This is a genomic window from Pseudomonas fluorescens (assembly GCF_018614775.1).
In the GTDB taxonomy this organism is placed as follows: Bacteria; Pseudomonadota; Gammaproteobacteria; order Pseudomonadales; family Pseudomonadaceae; genus Aquipseudomonas; species Aquipseudomonas fluorescens_BY.
In genome coordinates, this window is sequence record NZ_JAGGOF010000016.1 from 77,571 (window position 1) to 94,570 (window position 17,000).

The 17,000-nt window shown below is 63.2% G+C and carries 11 protein-coding genes; 1 reads left to right on the plus strand and 10 read right to left on the minus strand.

Annotation, left to right across the window (positions count from 1 at the left end):
* Positions 1–41: 41 nt before the first annotated feature.
* From J7E36_RS04740 to bcsQ, 9 genes are read right to left on the minus strand one after another with little or no spacing between them, the layout of a single operon-like run.
* Positions 42–1,202 carry an alginate O-acetyltransferase AlgX-related protein gene (locus J7E36_RS04740; RefSeq protein ID WP_215000383.1) on the minus strand — a complete coding sequence of 387 codons (1,161 nt, stop codon included), beginning with the start codon at positions 1,200–1,202 and terminating at the stop codon, positions 42–44.
* The gene (locus J7E36_RS04745) at positions 1,202–2,617 is read right to left on the minus strand and encodes an MBOAT family O-acyltransferase (protein WP_215000385.1); all 1,416 of its coding nucleotides are present in this window, start codon (positions 2,615–2,617) and stop codon (positions 1,202–1,204) included. Before J7E36_RS04745 ends, J7E36_RS04740 begins: the two co-directional genes overlap by 1 nt.
* Positions 2,618–2,635: 18 nt before the next feature.
* Complete coding sequence (locus J7E36_RS04750) at positions 2,636–3,304, minus strand: alginate O-acetyltransferase AlgF (RefSeq protein ID WP_215000387.1); 669 nt, start codon at positions 3,302–3,304, stop codon at positions 2,636–2,638.
* Positions 3,301–3,969 (minus strand): SGNH/GDSL hydrolase family protein, encoded by a 669-nt coding sequence (locus J7E36_RS04755; RefSeq protein ID WP_215000389.1) that lies wholly within the window; start codon positions 3,967–3,969, stop codon positions 3,301–3,303. The genes J7E36_RS04750 and J7E36_RS04755 overlap by 4 nt, the downstream gene beginning before the upstream one ends.
* A gap of 15 nt (positions 3,970–3,984) precedes the next feature.
* On the minus strand, positions 3,985–7,905 hold the full coding sequence (locus J7E36_RS04760; RefSeq protein ID WP_215000391.1) for a cellulose synthase subunit BcsC-related outer membrane protein: 3,921 nt from the start codon (positions 7,903–7,905) through the stop codon (positions 3,985–3,987).
* Positions 7,881–9,107, minus strand: coding sequence for a cellulose synthase complex periplasmic endoglucanase BcsZ (bcsZ, locus tag J7E36_RS04765; protein WP_215000393.1), 1,227 nt, complete (start codon positions 9,105–9,107; stop codon positions 7,881–7,883). Before bcsZ ends, J7E36_RS04760 begins: the two co-directional genes overlap by 25 nt.
* A gap of 22 nt (positions 9,108–9,129) precedes the next feature.
* Positions 9,130–11,352, minus strand: coding sequence for a cellulose biosynthesis cyclic di-GMP-binding regulatory protein BcsB (gene bcsB / locus J7E36_RS04770; RefSeq protein ID WP_215000395.1), 2,223 nt, complete (start codon positions 11,350–11,352; stop codon positions 9,130–9,132).
* Positions 11,349–13,571, minus strand: a complete 2,223-nt coding sequence (gene bcsA / locus J7E36_RS04775; RefSeq protein WP_215000398.1) for a UDP-forming cellulose synthase catalytic subunit — start codon at positions 13,569–13,571, stop codon at positions 11,349–11,351. The genes bcsB and bcsA overlap by 4 nt, the downstream gene beginning before the upstream one ends.
* Positions 13,568–14,806, minus strand: a complete 1,239-nt coding sequence (bcsQ, locus tag J7E36_RS04780; RefSeq protein WP_215000400.1) for a cellulose biosynthesis protein BcsQ — start codon at positions 14,804–14,806, stop codon at positions 13,568–13,570. The genes bcsA and bcsQ overlap by 4 nt, the downstream gene beginning before the upstream one ends.
* 388 nt (positions 14,807–15,194) lie before the next feature.
* Here bcsQ and J7E36_RS04785 point away from each other — a divergent pair, with 388 nt between their 5' ends.
* Positions 15,195–15,665 (plus strand): hypothetical protein, encoded by a 471-nt coding sequence (locus J7E36_RS04785; protein ID WP_215000402.1) that lies wholly within the window; start codon positions 15,195–15,197, stop codon positions 15,663–15,665.
* Between the two features lie 32 nt (positions 15,666–15,697).
* Here J7E36_RS04785 and J7E36_RS04790 read toward each other — a convergent pair whose 3' ends face one another.
* The gene (locus J7E36_RS04790; RefSeq protein ID WP_215000404.1) at positions 15,698–16,840 is read right to left on the minus strand and encodes a glycerate kinase; all 1,143 of its coding nucleotides are present in this window, start codon (positions 16,838–16,840) and stop codon (positions 15,698–15,700) included.
* Between the last annotated feature and the right edge of the window lie 160 nt (positions 16,841–17,000).

Genomic DNA, 17,000 nt, shown 5'->3' on the forward strand with positions numbered 1-17,000 from the left:
TCTTCTGAGCGCTGGAGTCAGTCGCCCTTACTTCACTCCGCTCACTCCTTCCCGCCCAACACCCCGATTGCCTCGTACGGCGTCTGTAAGTCACGCTCGGGAATCTCCCAGATCAGCAGTTTCGGCGGTGTCTCCCGGAAAGCCGGGTTACTGAAGTAATCGTTGGCGCCGCCGGAGAACTCGCCACCGTCCTTGGCGAAACTGCCGACCGGAGCCCCCAGTGCCAACTCGAGGAAGCCCAGGAAGTTGGAGTTGCGCGAGAACGAAGTGCCGATCAGCGCCACGTTGGGCAGGCCGTCATCGCCAAACAGATCGTCGAGATTGTCGCCGCCGTCCTGTACGGCGGCCTGCTCCTCGCTGACCTGCGTGGCCGCTACGGTTTCCGGGGTCGGTTGCCAACTCATCGGCAGCCAGTCGAGGCCGGCCAGACGCACCAGATCACCGGCGCGCAAGGCCGCTGCGCCGGAGTGGGTGGCAAAGGTTTTCTGCGGCGTGGCGCGGATGCCCAGCGCCTGCACCTGCTGCGCAATGGCGTGTGCCGCCGCCTTCGAACCGGTTTCGCTCCAGTGCGTATCGGTGCGCAGAAAGGCCGCCGCGCCCAAGGGTTGCAAGGTCGACGCCAGGTTCAGCGCCGGCACTCCCGCCTGGTTCAGGGTCGTGGTCCACTCCATGGCCCGCCCGTCCAGTTCGGCCGGCCGATCAAGGCCGCACAACTGATCGGCGGCGATGCGGCTCTTGTCCGGCACCACTGCAACCAGCAACCGGATACCCCGTTGGTGCAACCGCTGTTGTACGTCGATCACTGCCCGCGCCTTGCTATCGGCATTGGCCCGCGCGTGAGGGTTGATGCGCATCTCGTCGGTCAGGAACAGCCAGCCCGGACAGCCCGGGCGAACCCTGGGCCCGGTGTCATGGAACAGCAACCAACTGGCACCGCGTTCCAGGTTGGCGGCGTGCTCGGGAAACCAGGCCTTGGACAGCTGCTTGGCAATGCTGTGGGTGACCTCGCCATGCACCGCCGCATCGCGGGTCAACTTGGGCGGCAGCATCTGTACCTTGCCGCTGAGCAACAGCCAGCCACAGGAAATCAAACCGACACCGAGCAAGCCGATCAGGGTGTAGCCGGAGACTTTGCTGGTTCGGGTAACCAGGTCGCTGGGCGGCGTCGGAGCGCTGGGCGCAGACTTCTTTGGCGTCTTCATCAGAACTGAAAGTACAGGAAAGGCACAGCTTCACGGCTGGCGATCAGAGCGAACGACAGCAGGAAACCGGCTACAGGCCAAAGGGCGACGGCCAATGCAAACAGCGCATTGCCCGCCAGTCGTCTTTCACAGCGCACCTGCCAGATCGGCAGGATCACGCACACCACGCCCAGCGCGGCCGCCAGGCCATGCACCGGCCGCAATGTCACCGCCAGCGCATCGCCGAGGGCAAACCCGTGCAGCCCGAACTGCCCGGCGTACAGGCTCATCGCCGAGTGAAAATCCGGGGCACGGAACAGTGTCCACGCCAGGCAGACGAACAACAGGGTCAGCACATGGGACAACGCACGCGGGACGCCGGGCAGGTTCGAGCGCGACCAGGCCCGGTCGACGCACAACGCCACCCCGTGGGCCGAGCCCCACAGCAAGTAGTTCCAGCTGTCCCCGCCATGCCACAGCCCGGCGATGGCCATGGTCAGGAACAGGTTGCGATAGGTTTTCCAGGCGCCATGACGATTACCGCCCAGGCCGATGTACAGGTAATCGCGCAACCAGCTGGACAGCGACAAGTGCCAGCGCCGCCAGAAATCCTGGATGCTGCTGGCAAGGTACGGCCGGTTGAAGTTTTCCGGGAAGTGAAAACCCAGCATCAATCCCAGGCCGATCGCCATGGCGCTGTACCCGGCGAAATCGAAGAACAGTTGCAGCGAGTACGCCAGGCAGCCGATCCAGGCGTCCACGAAAGACGGGTTCTGCAGATGGAAGGCCACGTCCACCAAGGGCGACAGCGTGTCGGCCACCAGCACCTTCATGCTCATGCCGACCATGAAGCGACGGGCGCCGAGGGCGAAGTTCTGCCAGTTGAACCAGCGCTGCACCAGCTCACGGCGAACCCAGTCATAGCGAATGATGGGGCCGGCAATCGAGTGGCCGAACATGGAAATGTAAGTGGCGTAGTTGATGAAACTGCGCTCCACCGGGACCGTGTGGCGGTGCACGTCGACCAGGTAGGAGATCGCCTGCAACACGATGAACGATAACCCGGCGGGCAATGCGACCTTCTGCCATTCAAGTGGCATGGCGCCGTAGCCGGTCATCAGATCGCTCACTGTGCCGGCGAGGATGTTCGCGTACTTGTACCAGCACAGCACGGCGGTGTTGAACACGATCAGCGCGATCAGCAGCCGCACGCGCCCACGGGAGTCCTCGCGGCAGCGGTCAACCAGCAGGCCACCGATCCAGGCGACGATCGTCAGCGCCACGTGCAACGACAGGAACAGCGGGCTCAGCCAACCGTAGAACAGCCAACTGCCCGCCAGCAGCACCCCGTTGCGCCAGCCATGGGGAGCCAGGGCGTAGATCAACAGGAAGGCCGGCAGGAACAGCGTCAGGAACTCGAGCGAAGCGAAAACCATGGCGACGGCGCAATCCGATCAGTGGGACAACGTGTCCGTGGCAGCCAGGAGTCGAGGGCCGGTGGCGGTCGGCAGCAGCAGTACGCTGTAGCGCTCACCCGCCTTCAATTCACCCAGATCCAGCACCGGGCCGACGTTGGCGTTCGCGCAGACCAGCTGCACCGACAGCTTCACCGGGTTAATCGAGCGCCGTTGCAGGCTGCCTTCGGTGACGCCCTTGAACAGATCGGCGGTGCGACCCGCCGGGCGCAGGCTGGCGTCGACGCAGCTGCTGTCCAGGTTGAAGAAGCCCAGCGAGGCCTTCAGTCCGTTGAAGTCGTCCGGGATGTCATGCACCGTTACTTGCTTGAGGCCCTTGCCATCCGGGAGCGCGACCACGGTGGCGAATTCGCCGGGCTCGGCTTTGACTTCCAGCGCCAGGCGCTGCTGGCCGCTGACCAGCGTGCCCTTGATGGTGCTGCTGGCCGTGACCGGGAAAAACAGCGAAGCCGGTTGCGCCGCGTCCAGCTTCAGCGGAGGCTGGCCCTCCTGGGCGATGACCTGCATCGGCTCGGCGCTGCCGTTGACGAAGCGAATGAACGCCGCATCTTCGGCAGGGCCTGTCGGGTACAACGGGATGTCCGCCGCCATGACGTTCAAGCTCGACAGCAGCAGCGCAACAGCACTCAGGCTTTTGGCGGTTTTCATTTCTTCGCCCCTTTGGCGCTCGGTGCTTCAGGCGGCAACTTGCTCAGTGCGTCGCCGATTGCAGTGCCCCAGGCCTTGTAACCCGCCACGGTGAAATGCTGGCCGTCGGTGGTGACCCACTGGCCCGGTTTGGAGAACGTCAGCGAATCGATGTAGGTGCAGGGCGCGACGTTGCTGGCCAGGAACTGCGACATCAACTGGGTCCGCGCATCGTTCTTCTGATACATGCCGCCCGCCTTGCCCCACGCCGGCCCGACCCAGGCGCACTGGGTGCCGGTCGCGGCGATGGCCTTGGCCAGGCTGGTCACGTTCTGCCAGGCCCAGGCCTTGGGGAACGCCGGCTTGTCGTAGGACGCCATGGTATCGCCGATGACCAGCACGACCAGGTCGGGCTTGTCCTTGGCGATCAGCTCGGCGATGGGCGTGGTGGTGGCATCACGGCCTTTGATCTCGATCTTGGCGGTGCCTTTTTGCTCGGCACCACAATCGACTTTCTTGGTGATCAGCCAGTCACCGGCGCTGGCGCCACAGGCACCGATGGAGTGAACAATCGCGCCCTGGCGGGTGAGGTTGTCGTTAAGCGGTTCCATCAAGTGGTCCGCCAGGCTCATATGGCTTTCGCCAAGCACCAGAAGGGTCATACCGGCAAGGGCAGAGGCAGGCATAGGAGTCTCCGGAAATCAGTTCGAATAAGGTGAGCGGTAAGGGCTGACCGGCAGCGCCATCGGGCTGCCCGTCATGTCCTCGAACATGTAGCGCGCATACACGCCACCGTTGAATTGCTGATAATCACTGGCGTTGTCCAGGCCGATCGTTGCGCCCAGGAAGAAGCGCGAACCGAACTTGTACTCGCCGGCGGCGGCCAGGCTGTAGCCCACACCGGTTTTGCTCTGTCCCGAGTAGCGTGAGCCGCTGGCCGCCTGACGGGCGCTGTCGTCCGGGAAGAAATCGGCGCCATCCTGCTGGAAGTGCTGGACGCCCACCGAACTCTTGACCTGATAGGTAAAGCGCTCGGTGCGCTGCTGCCAGGTCACCGGCACGCCCAGGGCGAAATAGCTTTGCGGACTGAAGTAGCCGCCATGCCCGTAGGTGAAGAAGTCCTGATTGTTCTCGTAGCCCAGCGCAGTGGCGCTCAGGCCAACGGTAAGCGAGTGGTCCTGCATGTTGTCCAGGTACCAGTAGACGCCACCGCCGAGTTCGCCTCGGGTGTTGGACTCGACATTGTGCCCCAGCAGTTCGTGTACGGAGCCATAACCGTATGCGCCCACTTTCGAGTTGTCGTAGCTCATTTCGCCACGCACACCGTTGGCGGTCACCCCGCCCCACGATCCACCGTCACGCTTGTCGGTGGTCCCGGCAAACGACGTCAGGCTGTCGGTGACTGCGCGACGCGACGCGGCGACGCGATAACGGACGTTGGCATTGCTGTCCAATGGGCGATCAATGCTCACACCGCCTACGGCCGTTGCGTATTTGAAGCCAATCGGTGTGCTACCGAGATCGGCCTTGATGCCTTCATCAGGACGCTCGTACGCCACCCCGACGCCGACACCCTCGGCACGTTGTGAACCGATACCAGAGGTTGCGCTGGAAGCACCGCCGAAGCGACTGGCCGCCTCGCCTTTCACACTGCCCGCGCTCAGCGCGACCGGGGTAATGCGCACCGCCACGCGGTTGTCGCCGACTGGCATATTCACTTCAAATGGATTTTCAATGTCGGTCAGTTTGCTCAAGCCTGATTCGCTGTTGTTGCTGCGAACGCTCAAACCTTCGGTGATGTAACCGCTGCGCTCCTGAAGAATGCCGTTGAGCGCGCGCTGGGCGGAGCTGGTGGAATCGACGACGGTCAGCACCGTTTGCGACGGCGGCTGCACGTTGAAGGGGTTGGCTTGCGCGACCGTCGCCCCCGGCACGGAGGCCGTCAGGGCGCTGCGACGCGGCTGGCGCGCATAGGCATCGGCAGGCACGCCCTCGGCACTGGCAACCATGGCACCGCCGTTGAGAATCGCCTCTGCCGGCGGTGGAATGGCCGATGCGGGTGCGCGCAGAACCTGCCGACGCGACCCCGCCACATCGGCGAATGGATTCGCCGCCACATTCATCGCGCCGGGCTGGGCGGCCAGGCTGCGTTGCTTCTCGGCCTGCTCGATGGCAACCGCTTTGCGCAGCACCTCGGTCGCCTTGCTGGTCTGGCCCATCGCCCGGTAGATACGCGCGACCTCCGTCAGCGATTGCGGATCATAGGTCTGCAACGCCATGAACTGATCGAGCGCATTTTCCGCGTAGCCGTTGTCATGGGCGAGCACGGCCGCGTCGGCCGCGTTCAACAGCACCAACGGGTCGTTCGGGTTGCGCTTGAGCAACGGTTTGTACAGGTCGAATGCCTTGGCCGTGTCGCCATTGGCGGTGTACATCCTGGCGAGGGCCGAGGTGGCGGTGACATCGCCCGGCCGCTGAGCCAAGGCTGGCGCCAACGTGTCGTAGGCGGCAGCCAGATCACCGCCTTCGCGCAACCGGTCAGCCTGACGGACACGGTACAGGTACAGCACATCGTCATAGCGCTTGCGGGTCGCGACGCTCAACGGCTGGTTCTGCAAGCTGTTCAGGATGGTGTTGACCTGGGCATCGTCGCCCGTCTTGAGCAGCAGGGAGGCGTATTGCAGCATCAGGTCGGCCGACGGCGCGCTGCTTTGGGTCAACAACGAACGCATCATCGACAGTGCATGCTCGACGTCGCCCGCGTCGACATAGGCCGACGCCAACGTCGCCGTGCGCTCGGGACTGCGAGCGGCCATCGGTTGCAGGCGATCCAGCAAGGCCAGGGCTTCCTGACGCTGTCCGCGCTTGGCCATGGCGGCCGCCAGGTTGACCTGCGTGGTCAAGGTGATCCGTTCCGCCAGCTCATTCATGTCAGGGCTGCGGCGGTTAGCGGGGATCCGGCTGATGCTGGCCTGAGCGTTGCTCCACTGCTCCATTTCCACCGACAGCAAGGCGCTGGTGTAGAGCGCATCAACGTTGTCAGGGTGGCTTTGGAGAAAGCTGTCGATCAGGTCACGGGCTTTTTTCGATTCGCCGGTTTTCAAATACAGCCGTGCCAGGCTGAAGCGCGTCCAGACGTTATCCGGATCGCTGTTCACGGCATCGATCAGCGCGCTCTGTGCACCGCGGATGTCACCCCGTTGCTCGGCCACGCTGGCCATCTGGGTCGAGCGCAGGGCGCGCAATTGACCAGTGTCACCAAGCCTGGCCTGTTCGGTGGCAGGCAGGCTGTCCAGCAGGCTCAAGGCTTCGTCGGCCTGGCCGGTTTGCGACAACACATTGACCAGGCCGCGTATGGCCTGTGGGTTGCCACGCTGGCTCGCCAATACCTGACGGTAGTTGGCTGCCGCACTGTCGAACTGGCCGGCCTGGGCCTGGATGTCGGCCAAGGCCAGGCGAGCGTCCAGGCCATTGGGATTCATGCGCATGGCCTGAGCCACGGCGTCGGTCGCCTTGACGGTCTGTCCTTTGGCCTGCAAGTCACGCCCTTGCTGCAACAGCGCCCAATAACGGACGTTCTCCAGTGCCGTTTTCCAGCGCGAGCCGCCTTTGCTGATCGCCCGGGTCAACAGTTGCTCGGCTTCGGGGAAGCGGCCCTGCTGCTGCCGAACCACACCCAGGCCGCCCAGGGCATCGCTGTCGTCAGGACGGGCCTTGAGGCGTGCCTGGAACGCCTTTTCAGCGCCGGCCTGATCGCCTTTTTCCAAGGCCCGCAGCCCGCTCGCCACCAGCGGGTCCTGCTGCCAGGTGGAACCGCCGGTGGTGGCGGCTTTTTGCTGACCCTTGTTCATCTGGTCACGGATTTCCTGGTCGTCCGGATGAGCCTTCAGGTACTCCTCGAACAGCGGAACCTGCGACGCATTCGGCGGGCCTATCCAGACCAACGCCAGGCGCCAGCTTTCATCGGCATCGCCAGCAATTTCCACGCGTTGGGTCAGCCTGGCGAGTACACGGGCGCCCTCGGCACGGCTGTCTTCATGACGAATCAGTTGCTTGCCGTAGAACAACGCCAGGATGGAGTCACCGGGCGTTTCCCGCAGCAGACGCTCCATGCCCTGGCGCGCTTCGGGCCAGCCGGCGGCGTTGAAGGCCAGGTTGTTGTAGTACTCACGCCCGACGGTGCCTTCCGGGGTCAGGCCGTTGAACATCCGACGGAACACGTCGGTCGCCTTGTCGCGCTCACCTGCGTCCACCAGTCGACGGGCCTCTTCCAACCGTGCCTGGTTTTCCGGCTTGGCCAGCGCAATGTCCTGTTCCAGTTGCCGCGTCAGCCAGGGCTGCGGCGACAAGGCCTGCAGGCGAACCAGATAGTCCTGGGCCTGTTGCGGCTTGTTCTGCTTGACGCCAATCAACCCCATGCCATAGAGGGCATCGACCTGGTTCGGATCCAGGCGCAGCACCTTTTGCCAGATCTCGGCAGAGCGCGAAGCATTCGATCGCGCTTGCCAGTACTGCCCCTGCTCAACCAGTTGGGCCTGGATGTCCGTGCCTTCGGCGTGAGCACCGGGGGCAATCAGCGCGATGAAAACTGCAACAGCTAGCGTAGAGCGGCGCGCGCGCATGACGTCTCCCAGGACAATTTGAGCGTTCCGTCATCACGGAACTGGTAACGCTTCTCTGCCCACCCCAACCCGAACAGGCTCAGCATGACGTTGTAATAAAGCGGATCGGCACGTTGCTCGCTGCCTTTAGCAAACGCCGCATCAAGACCTTCCTGAGCACGGCGTTGCTGTTGCTCGGCCAGCCATGGCTGACCCTTGGCGGCGAAATATGGCACCAGCGCCGCCGAATAGCCGAACGGTCCGTTGCCCTCGACCGCACCGGAAGCCACCTGGACATTTTCTGGCGGCACACCGCCGGACGCCGTGCTTTGCGCCATACCGTCCAGTGCGCCCAACAGCTGCGAATAGGCAGGATCGGTCTTGGACGCCATCCCCGCCCACAGGTAAACCCGAATGGCGTCGTAACTGCCCAGCCCGCCCTTGACCGGATCGATCACGAACAGCCCGGACTGCGCTGAAGTGCCCCGGTAGCCAACCCAGTCAGCGACATAACCCTTGGGGCTGGCGCTACGGATCAGCTTGACAGTGTTGTCGGCAATCTCTTTCCACGGCCCCTTCGGCTGCTCCTTGGCCAGGCGCTGGAGCAGCGGCCGAGGCAGATAGCTCGGGTTCAAGCGCCACAAATGATCTGGCTGGACAAACCCTTCGGGGCCCGGCAAGAGCATTTTCCCGAGGCCCGGCAACGTGACGACCAGGTTTGACTCGACGGTCTTGAGCAATTGCAGTGCATCGACCCGGTACTCGGGACGCTGCCACAGGCGCGCGGCCTCGAGCAGCGAGTAGACGATCCACAGGTCGGCATCGGACGCCGAGTTGGCATCCTGAAGCTGCCATTGCCCGTCCTTGCCCTGTCCCCACAGCCAGCCCGGCAGGCGGGTCGAGACTTGCGAACCGAGCAGGTTGGCGCGGGTCCACGTCCACAGGTGCTCGAAGCGCGCCTGATCATTGCCGATCAACGCGAAAAACATGCCGTAGGACTGCCCTTCCGAGGTGCTGTGATTGGCCTCCATACTGGAAGCCAGCATCCGCCCGTCGTCCTGCACGTAACGGCTGGCCCAGGTCTCCCATAGTGGCCAGTCCTGAGTCGCGCACGCCGACGAAGCCGCAAACGAAGGCATGCATGCCGACGCAGCGACGGCCGCCAGCACTGCGCAGGCCGTACTGCGCAGCCAACTGCAGAATGAAGCGCGACGCGCGTTCATCGGTAAAGTCTCATGGTCGCGCTCAGACACTCAGGCGTTTCCTGGCTTTGGCACGCAGCCCCAGATAGGCCAGGCTGCTCAGCAACAACACACCCAGCGCAGTCACCAGCAGCGTCCAGCCCACATGGCGCGACATCAGCCATTGCACATAACGGATCGGCGACAGATTGCCGACGAAATACTGCTCGTCAGCCACCAGCGGCTCGATGGTCTTGCCTCGCACGACCACCAGGCTGCCCTGGATGGCGCCTGCGTCCTGGTCGGTACGGCTCAGCGCTTCGGTCGCCTGGGCCAGGCCGACCGGGTCCCCACCGGCGATGACCACGACACTGCGCCCACTTTTCAGCGGTGACTCGAAGCCGGTCAGGTAGGTGCTTGGCTGGCCGCCGGAGAACGCCATGGCCAGACGGCTTTTGCGCAGGTTCGCTTCCGGGTCGGAACTGAGCCAGTCCTGTACACGCAGGGTCAGGTCAGACACTTCGAAACGTTGCTGCTGGCCGGTACCGGCCGCCGGCAGACGATCCGCCCACTGAGTGAGCAACGGCTGGTTGGCGCCGGACGCCATCACCAGCAGGTCCTTGTCGGCGAAGGTCGCCGCCTGTGCGGCTTGAGTGACCGTGACGCCGGTGGCGGGGTAACCGGTGGAGTCGCCGAAGCGGCCGAGCACGGTCAGGTAAGCGCTCAGATCACCGGTGCCGGCGTTGTCCGGCAGCACGACCGCGGTTTGCGACAGGTCAGCCATACGGGTGAACGGGAAACCGGCATCCTTGAACACACCCAGGTTGGGCATGGCCATGAAATGGTCATAAGCAGTCAGGTCCAGCGTCGACTCCGGGTCGATGCTGCCGCGCATGTTGTCGATGATGATGTCGCGGCACTCCCCTTCCTTGATGTAGTCGTACAGGTAGCGCAGTTGCAGGCGCGATTTCAGCGCAACGGCGTTGAGCGGCAGCCACACGCGCATATCACGCACCAGGGTGTCATCCTTGATCGCGCTCAGCAGACTCTTGTCCAGACGCTCCACCGACGGCAGGGTCTCGGACTTGATCAGGCCATCGTTGAAGCTGACGATGAAAGACGAGTTGGCCGATTTCGGTTGCGGCGTGTAGCGATATTTCAGGTTCAGCTCCGCGCCATCCTGGCGCCAGTTGAACAGGTCCGGCGGGAAGTTCAGCGGGATGGTGATGTCGCCCGGGTTGTACCCGGAAACGTTCAGTTGTTTGCTCGCGATCAGCTCACCCAATTTGACCGGACGGTCGGTGGGCAGCCAGTTCGGCGCATCGTACGGTTTGCGCGGCTTGAGCACGTCGAGCTGGTTGATGACCACGGTGTTGCCCGACAGCGCCTGGCCGCCGACCGACAAGGCGATGGCAGCACGCTTGAGCTCTTCGGTGTTGCGACCCGCCACCACCAGCAACTTGCCATTGGCGTCGTTCGGATTGGTCAGGATGCTCAGGGTCGGGCCCTTCGGCGCCGGAATCGACAACCCGCCAATCTGCGCGGGCGCGTCGCCGCTGAGCAAGATCACACCGTTGCCCTGTGCCGGCAGCGTATTGACCTGGGCCCGGAAGGTCGCCCCGCGATAGCTCGCCAGGGCACCGAACCAGGACGACAGCGCACCCGCAGCCTCAAGGGTACCGTTGTCTGGCGCGGCGCTGAAGATAAACGGCAGATCCAGGGCACGGGCGTCACGCCGATCAAAGAACGGCACGGGCATCAGCGACAGATCGTTCGGCAGCGCCAGCGGCGAGGTCTGGATTTGCAGCGAGGAGTCATTGCTGACCCTGGCCCACAGGCTTGAGTGCTGGGGATCCTCACAGGTCATCGTGTAGTGGCCGATGAACTGCACGCTCAGGCGGTTGAACTCGGTGATCAACTGCGGCGGAATCTCCACCGTCTGCTTCTGCAGGGTGCCGGCGTTTTCCTTGGGCAGCGGCACACTCGCCGCGACTTCATCGTTGACCATGATGTTGATCTGCGACAGATCGGGCAGCAAGGCCGGTGAGTAGCTGTATTGCAGCGTCAGATGAGCCCCGGTCACCACCTGATCGGCACGTACGTCAAAGTTGACGCTGTCGGTCGCTTCGACACCGTGCAGGTTCATCGGGTAAGCGCGGCCCAACTGCTTGAGGGTCAGGTTGTAGCCGTTGCCTGCGTCCGCTGACGTGGTATCGGCGAAAACCGCGCCACCACTCAAAGCCAGCAGCGTTGAAGCCAAAATGCCTGAAAAATGCTTAGCGTTCATTGCTTGTCCATGAGGTTTTCGAGTGGTTGGGAGGACGATCGACGGGCAGAGAGAATTTTTTTCAGCTCAGCGAGCGTGGCCTTGAGCAGTTCGTGGATACCGCCCATGCCGATGAACGCGACGTCGCGCAGTGCCGCCAGGGGGGTGTCCACCTGTCGACCGCCCCAGCTCGACGCCCAGGTGTCCGCGCGCGAAAAAGTCAGGCGCACCAGTTCGCTCTGCTGGCGCAGGCTCAATGGGTCGAACTGGGCCCCCAGGAGACCGTTGCGACTGAACATCACGGTCCCCGGGAAAACGCTGGCCTGCTGGTTACGGAACAAGGTCATGCCAATGCGTTCGCCCTGGGCGATTTCAACGCCGTCCGGCAGGCGGAAACCCAGGCCTTTCTGCGAGAAGTCCTGGGTGATGCCTTCAAACGTGCGCCCGTCCGCCAGCTCGATGCGCACCGGCAGTTCGGCGGCAACCCGCGGCTCACTGCGGACCTGGCGGGTCTCACTGGCCACGGCCACCGAAGCACTGGTGATGACAACGTTGTAGAGCGTCCAGGCCATGTTGATGAGGATCGTGGTCATCGCGCCCTCCTCGCCCTGGAACAATTGCCAGAGGCCGAAGGCAAGGCCCGCGACATTGAGGGTCAGCAGCACGATGTAGGGACGCGCGAGTTTCCACTCGAAGAATTTCTGATCGATGATCCCGCCCTTGTCGGTCACGTTGAAACCGCCGAACTTGGGGTTGACCAGGGCCATGAGCACGGGCCCCATGATGTACCAGGCCAGTACCGTCTCGTAGACCTCGTTCCAGAACGAGTGCCGGAACCGCCCCTGGATCCGCGAGTTGGTCAGGCTGGCGTGCAGGATGTGCGGCAGCACGTAAGCGGTGATCATCAATGCCGAGGCATGGAAAATCTGCGCGCCGAAGAACAGATAGGCCAGTGGCGCCGTCAGGAAGGCCATGCGTGGCAGGCCGTAGAAAAAGTGCAACATGGCGTTGAGGTAGCACAAGCGCTGCCCCAGCTTCAGGCCGCGGCCGATCAACGGGTTGTCGGTACGGAATATCTGCGCCATGCCGCGTGCCCAGCGAATGCGCTGGCTGATATGCCGCGAAAGGCTTTCGGTGGCAAGGCCCGCCGCCTGCGGGATGGCCAGGTAGGCGGTGTTGTAGCCGGCGCGGTTCATCTTCAGGGCGGTGTGGGCGTCTTCGGTCACGGTTTCCACCGCGACACCGCCTATTTCAAGCAATGCCGTACGGCGCATCACCGCGCAGGAACCGCAGAAGAACGTGGCGTTCCACAAGTCATTGCCGTCCTGGACCAGGCCATAGAACAGCTCGCCTTCGTTCGGGACGGAGCGGAACGTATTGAGGTTCTTCTCGAACGGGTCCGGTGAAAAGAAGAAGTGCGGCGTCTGCAGCATCGCCAGCTTTGGGTCCCTGGCGAACCAGCCGACGCAAATCTGCAGGAAGGAACGGGTCGGCACATGGTCGGCGTCGAAGATCGCGACGAACTCACCGTCAGTGACCTTCAGCGCTTCGTTGAGGTTACCGGCCTTGGCATGGCGATTGTTGTCACGGGCCAGATAATTCACACCGATGCTGTCGCAGAAGCTTCGGAAATCTTCACGACGCCCATCGTCCAGCACGTGCACGCGCAGTTTGTCTTTGGGCCAGTCGATGGCCTGGGCGGCGAAGATCGTGACCTTGACGATGTCCAGCGCTTCGTTGTAGGTCGGAATGAACACGTCCACCACCGGCCATTCGGAAGGCGGTGTGGTCATCAGCACCGGTTGGCGCCGCAGCGGCCAGGCGGTTTGCAGATACCCGAAGATGAGTACGACCAGCGCGTAGAGCTCCGCCGCCAGCAGGCCATAACCAAACAGGATGTCAAGCCAGTCGTCGAAACCCAGCGTCGAGGTGATCCGCCAGTACATGTAGCGCAGCGACGCCGTCAGCGACAGACCGATCAACAGCACCACCGGGAAACGGCCGGATTGCTTGCGCAGTATCAGCGCGACAATAAAGCAGCCCGCCGCGAAAAAGCACTGGGAGTAGAGGTCGAAAGGCACAGTAATAACGAACAGCGCCAACAGGATCGAGAACAACAGGATCCCGATCTGCAACGTGCGACGAACGCCCCGCGACAGGCCGTCGAAACCGTCGGCAAGGGTCTGTGCCCAGTGTTGCAGGCGGCCGGAAGCCGCAGGTTGCTCGTTAGAGTGGCTCATGATGCGCGATTACCTGCCACTGCAGAGGTCTGGACGGGCGACTTCAGCGCATCGCCAATCGCCAGGATTTCCTGCCGCGCAGACGAGTCTTCATCTTCCAGTAATGGGTTGACGCCAAAGGCGAGGCCTTCGCTGATGGCATGAACGAGGGGGACCACGCCGATCAACTGCTTGCCGAAGCGGCGCCTTAGCACTTCCAGCATGTCCTGGCAGAACGTGCGCGATGCATCGAACTGGTTGACGACATAGTGGCAGTCACCACGCCCGGCGTGGTTTGCGCGCCCTTCGAGCAGACGATCGATGGTGTCCAGGGTCATGAACGAAGCCGCGTCTGGCGTAATGACCACGATCACCTGATCGGCGACATCGAGCGCCTGCTCCAGATACAAGGTGCGGCCCGGAGGCGTATCGATAATCACCACGTCGTCCGGCGCCAGGTCCATGCGCACCAACTGCCGCGCCAGCCAATGGGCATCGTCCTCAAGGAAACGCTCGAGTCCGCGACGCTCGGGCTCGGAAATCGAGCCGAAGGGCAACACCCGTGTGCCGGCAATGCCCTTGAGCAACAAACCACTCCAGACCTCGCCGGTGAGGCTGGCGCTGGCCATGCCCGCGACATCCGGGCGGACGCCCAGGTGGTATTGCAAAGCATTCTGCGGATCAAGATCGATGGCCAGCCTGCGACCCTTGCCCCCCAGCGCGCCAGCCAGCGCTGCACAGAGCGTACTCTTGCCCACACCGCCTTTAGGCGAAACCACCGCAATAACCCGCGCCGGCGTGACCGCCGCCGGGCCGTTCGGGATCGACCGGCGCAGCACCTCCTCGTTCTGCGCCCGCGCCTCGGCCTGGCGCTCAAGCGCGACTTCGGTCAACAGCGAGCGTAAGGAACACGGGATGGCGGGTACTGCAACGGGTTCGGATACCGGAGCAACAGCCTGCGTGATCGCCGCCGAATCACCCAGCACCGGTTCGATTCTGTGGTCCAACGGATGCGCCGTGTCAGCCAGCGCAGACGATGGCTGAGCAACCACTATCGGCCCAGGGAGAATGGCCTTTTCCGGTTCCGCAGGCCTGACAGATGCAACAGCATGCCTCGCAGACTCAGGCAATTCCTTGTAATGAAAGGAATTCTCTATCTCGACATAGCTGCCCGCACTTTCCCCGAACCTGCTCAGCAGGTTGGCAATATCATTTGTCCGGTTCATAAGCCCTTCCACTGCGACGGTAAAAAGCATTCGGGCTCGTATAACGGCAAACGACTGCATTCGCGTGGCCAAATGATGTCGTCAATATTTTGTTAACAACAAGGGATTTTATTGGATCCAAGATGGAGGATAGTCAACAAACTGGCGGCGACTTTTTTACAACACCCGATTGGATTTTTTTGATACTTCAACCAGACCTTAACGCCTTCGAAATCATGGGCGTCATCGAGCACCTGCGGGGGCTTAGCGCTCCTCTTGGGTCCTGGTTGATTGTCTCAACGCAGGCTAGTCGCTAAAGTCTGACCCTTGGCGTTCGCTGCGCCCGCGGTCCGCGCGAAGGGGTCACCCAGGCATGCTTCCCACATCATGTGTTCCAGCTCCTGGCTTGTCGGCGGACCGAGCCTCCTGATGAGTTGGTATGGCCGCTATCCCTGCATCACGTCGTGATGGTCTTCCTGATTTGGCCGCGCTGCGCAAACGGGCCAAACGTCTTCTGAGGGCACTCAAGGCGAATGAAGCTGACGAGGGCCTGAGCCTGACCCAGCGCCTGGCATTGCGCATACTCGCCGACCACGGCGAGTTGCCCGCTGGCAACGTGTTCGGTCATCTGATGATGAGCTATGAGCCCCTGCCTTATCTGGGTGACCTGATGTTCTACGCCCTGCTACGGTCACTGATCGATGCGCCTCACCCGCTGATACATGAAGTACCAGGCGAAGACTGGCGGCAGCGCACCCTTGGGCTAACGACACTGGGCGAGCAAACCCTGCTCGGTCGGGCCAATTGGCTCGATCAGCACCCAGCGGAGCGCTGGGTCGGTGGCGTGCGTATCGTCGCCGATCAGTCACCTTGGGTGGTGGATGTCGATGGGCGGGTATCGCGGCGCTGAGGCTTGACCTGCTCAGCGCCGTGAGCCCTTGATCAGCGGCCCCGGGCTGCCACTTGCCATAGCCGGGCGATGTCCCGCGCCCGTTCGCTCAACAGGCGCGGGGCATCGGCGCAGGCTTGCTGCAACGTCATCGGCCCGGCCGTCAGGGCAAAGGCGGCGTCAATGCCGTGTTCATACAGCGCCTGATAACCCTCCCCCAGGGTGCCCGCGATGACCACCACTGGTATGCCGTGCTGGCGGGCGATGCGGGCCACGCCAAAGGGGGTCTTGCCGCGCAGGGTCTGGGCGTCGAAACGGCCTTCGCCGGTGATCACCAGGTCCGCGCCGTTGACCGCATCAGCCAGCCCGACAAGTTGAGCAACGACGTCCACGCCCGTGCGAAATCGGGCACCGAGGAATGCCTTGGCGGCGAACCCCAGCCCGCCGGCCGCGCCGCTGCCCGGTTCGTCACGGACGTCCTTGTTCAGCGCCTGGGCACAGTGTTCGGCGAAGTGACCCAGGGCCGCATCCAGTAGCTGCACCTGCTGGGCGGTTGCGCCCTTCTGCGGGCCGAAAACCGCGGAAGCTCCTTGGGGTCCGCACAGCGGATTATCGACATCGGCGGCGATGTCGAAACGGACCTGGGCCAGGCGCGGATCCAAGTTGCTGAGGTCGATCCGCGACAGGTTCGCCAGGGCCAGCCCACCGGGTGGAAGAGCTTGGCCATGTTCACCCAGCAACGCCACGCCCAAGGCCTGCATCGCACCGGCACCGCCGTCGTTGGTGGCGCTGCCGCCGATCGCCAGGATCACTCGCCGGGCGCCTTCGTCCAGGGCGGCGCGAATCAGCTCGCCAGTGCCATAAGTACTGCTGGAACAGGCATCGCGCTGCCCCGGCGGAACCAATTGCAAGCCACTGGCCTCGGCCATCTCGATGATCGCGGTCCGACTGTCCGGCAACCAGCCCCAACGCGCCTCGACGGCGACACCTGACGGACCCCGGACCTGATTGCAGCGCCACTCACCGTTGCAGGCGGCCAATACCGATGCCACCGTGCCCTCCCCGCCGTCGGCCATCGGGCACTTGATCAACCGGGCATCCGGCCAGACCTCGGCCAACCCGTCGGCGATGGCATCGGCTACGCCCTGGGCACTGAGACTGTCCTTGAACGAGTCGGGGGCGATGACTATTTTCATATTATTCTCCGGTTCCGATGCACAGCATGCTGCCAGTTGACCGCAGGCGTAGCGCCGGTCTGCCGCACAAAAGACACTGGGGATTATTGTTCAGATTCACAAACGCGGTTTGCAAGGAGATTGATTTTGATAGTGCAGGCCTCTTCGCGAGCAGGCTCGC

Excerpts from the sequence above, each read along its gene's own strand:
- J7E36_RS04740 (WP_215000383.1), bottom strand. The coding sequence starts at position 1,202 with ATGAAGACGCCAAAGAAGTCTGCGCCCAGCGCTCCGACGCCGCCCAGC.
- J7E36_RS04745 (WP_215000385.1), bottom strand. The coding sequence starts at position 2,617 with ATGGTTTTCGCTTCGCTCGAGTTCCTGACGCTGTTCCTGCCGGCCTTC.
- J7E36_RS04750 (WP_215000387.1), bottom strand. The coding sequence starts at position 3,304 with ATGAAAACCGCCAAAAGCCTGAGTGCTGTTGCGCTGCTGCTGTCGAGC.
- J7E36_RS04755 (WP_215000389.1), bottom strand. The coding sequence starts at position 3,969 with ATGCCTGCCTCTGCCCTTGCCGGTATGACCCTTCTGGTGCTTGGCGAA.
- J7E36_RS04760 (WP_215000391.1), bottom strand. The coding sequence starts at position 7,905 with ATGCGCGCGCGCCGCTCTACGCTAGCTGTTGCAGTTTTCATCGCGCTG.
- bcsZ (WP_215000393.1), bottom strand. The coding sequence starts at position 9,107 with ATGAACGCGCGTCGCGCTTCATTCTGCAGTTGGCTGCGCAGTACGGCC.
- bcsB (WP_215000395.1), bottom strand. The coding sequence starts at position 11,352 with ATGAACGCTAAGCATTTTTCAGGCATTTTGGCTTCAACGCTGCTGGCT.
- bcsA (WP_215000398.1), bottom strand. The coding sequence starts at position 13,571 with ATGAGCCACTCTAACGAGCAACCTGCGGCTTCCGGCCGCCTGCAACAC.
- bcsQ (WP_215000400.1), bottom strand. The coding sequence starts at position 14,806 with ATGCTTTTTACCGTCGCAGTGGAAGGGCTTATGAACCGGACAAATGAT.
- J7E36_RS04785 (WP_215000402.1), top strand. The coding sequence starts at position 15,195 with ATGGCCGCTATCCCTGCATCACGTCGTGATGGTCTTCCTGATTTGGCC.
- J7E36_RS04790 (WP_215000404.1), bottom strand. The coding sequence starts at position 16,840 with ATGAAAATAGTCATCGCCCCCGACTCGTTCAAGGACAGTCTCAGTGCC.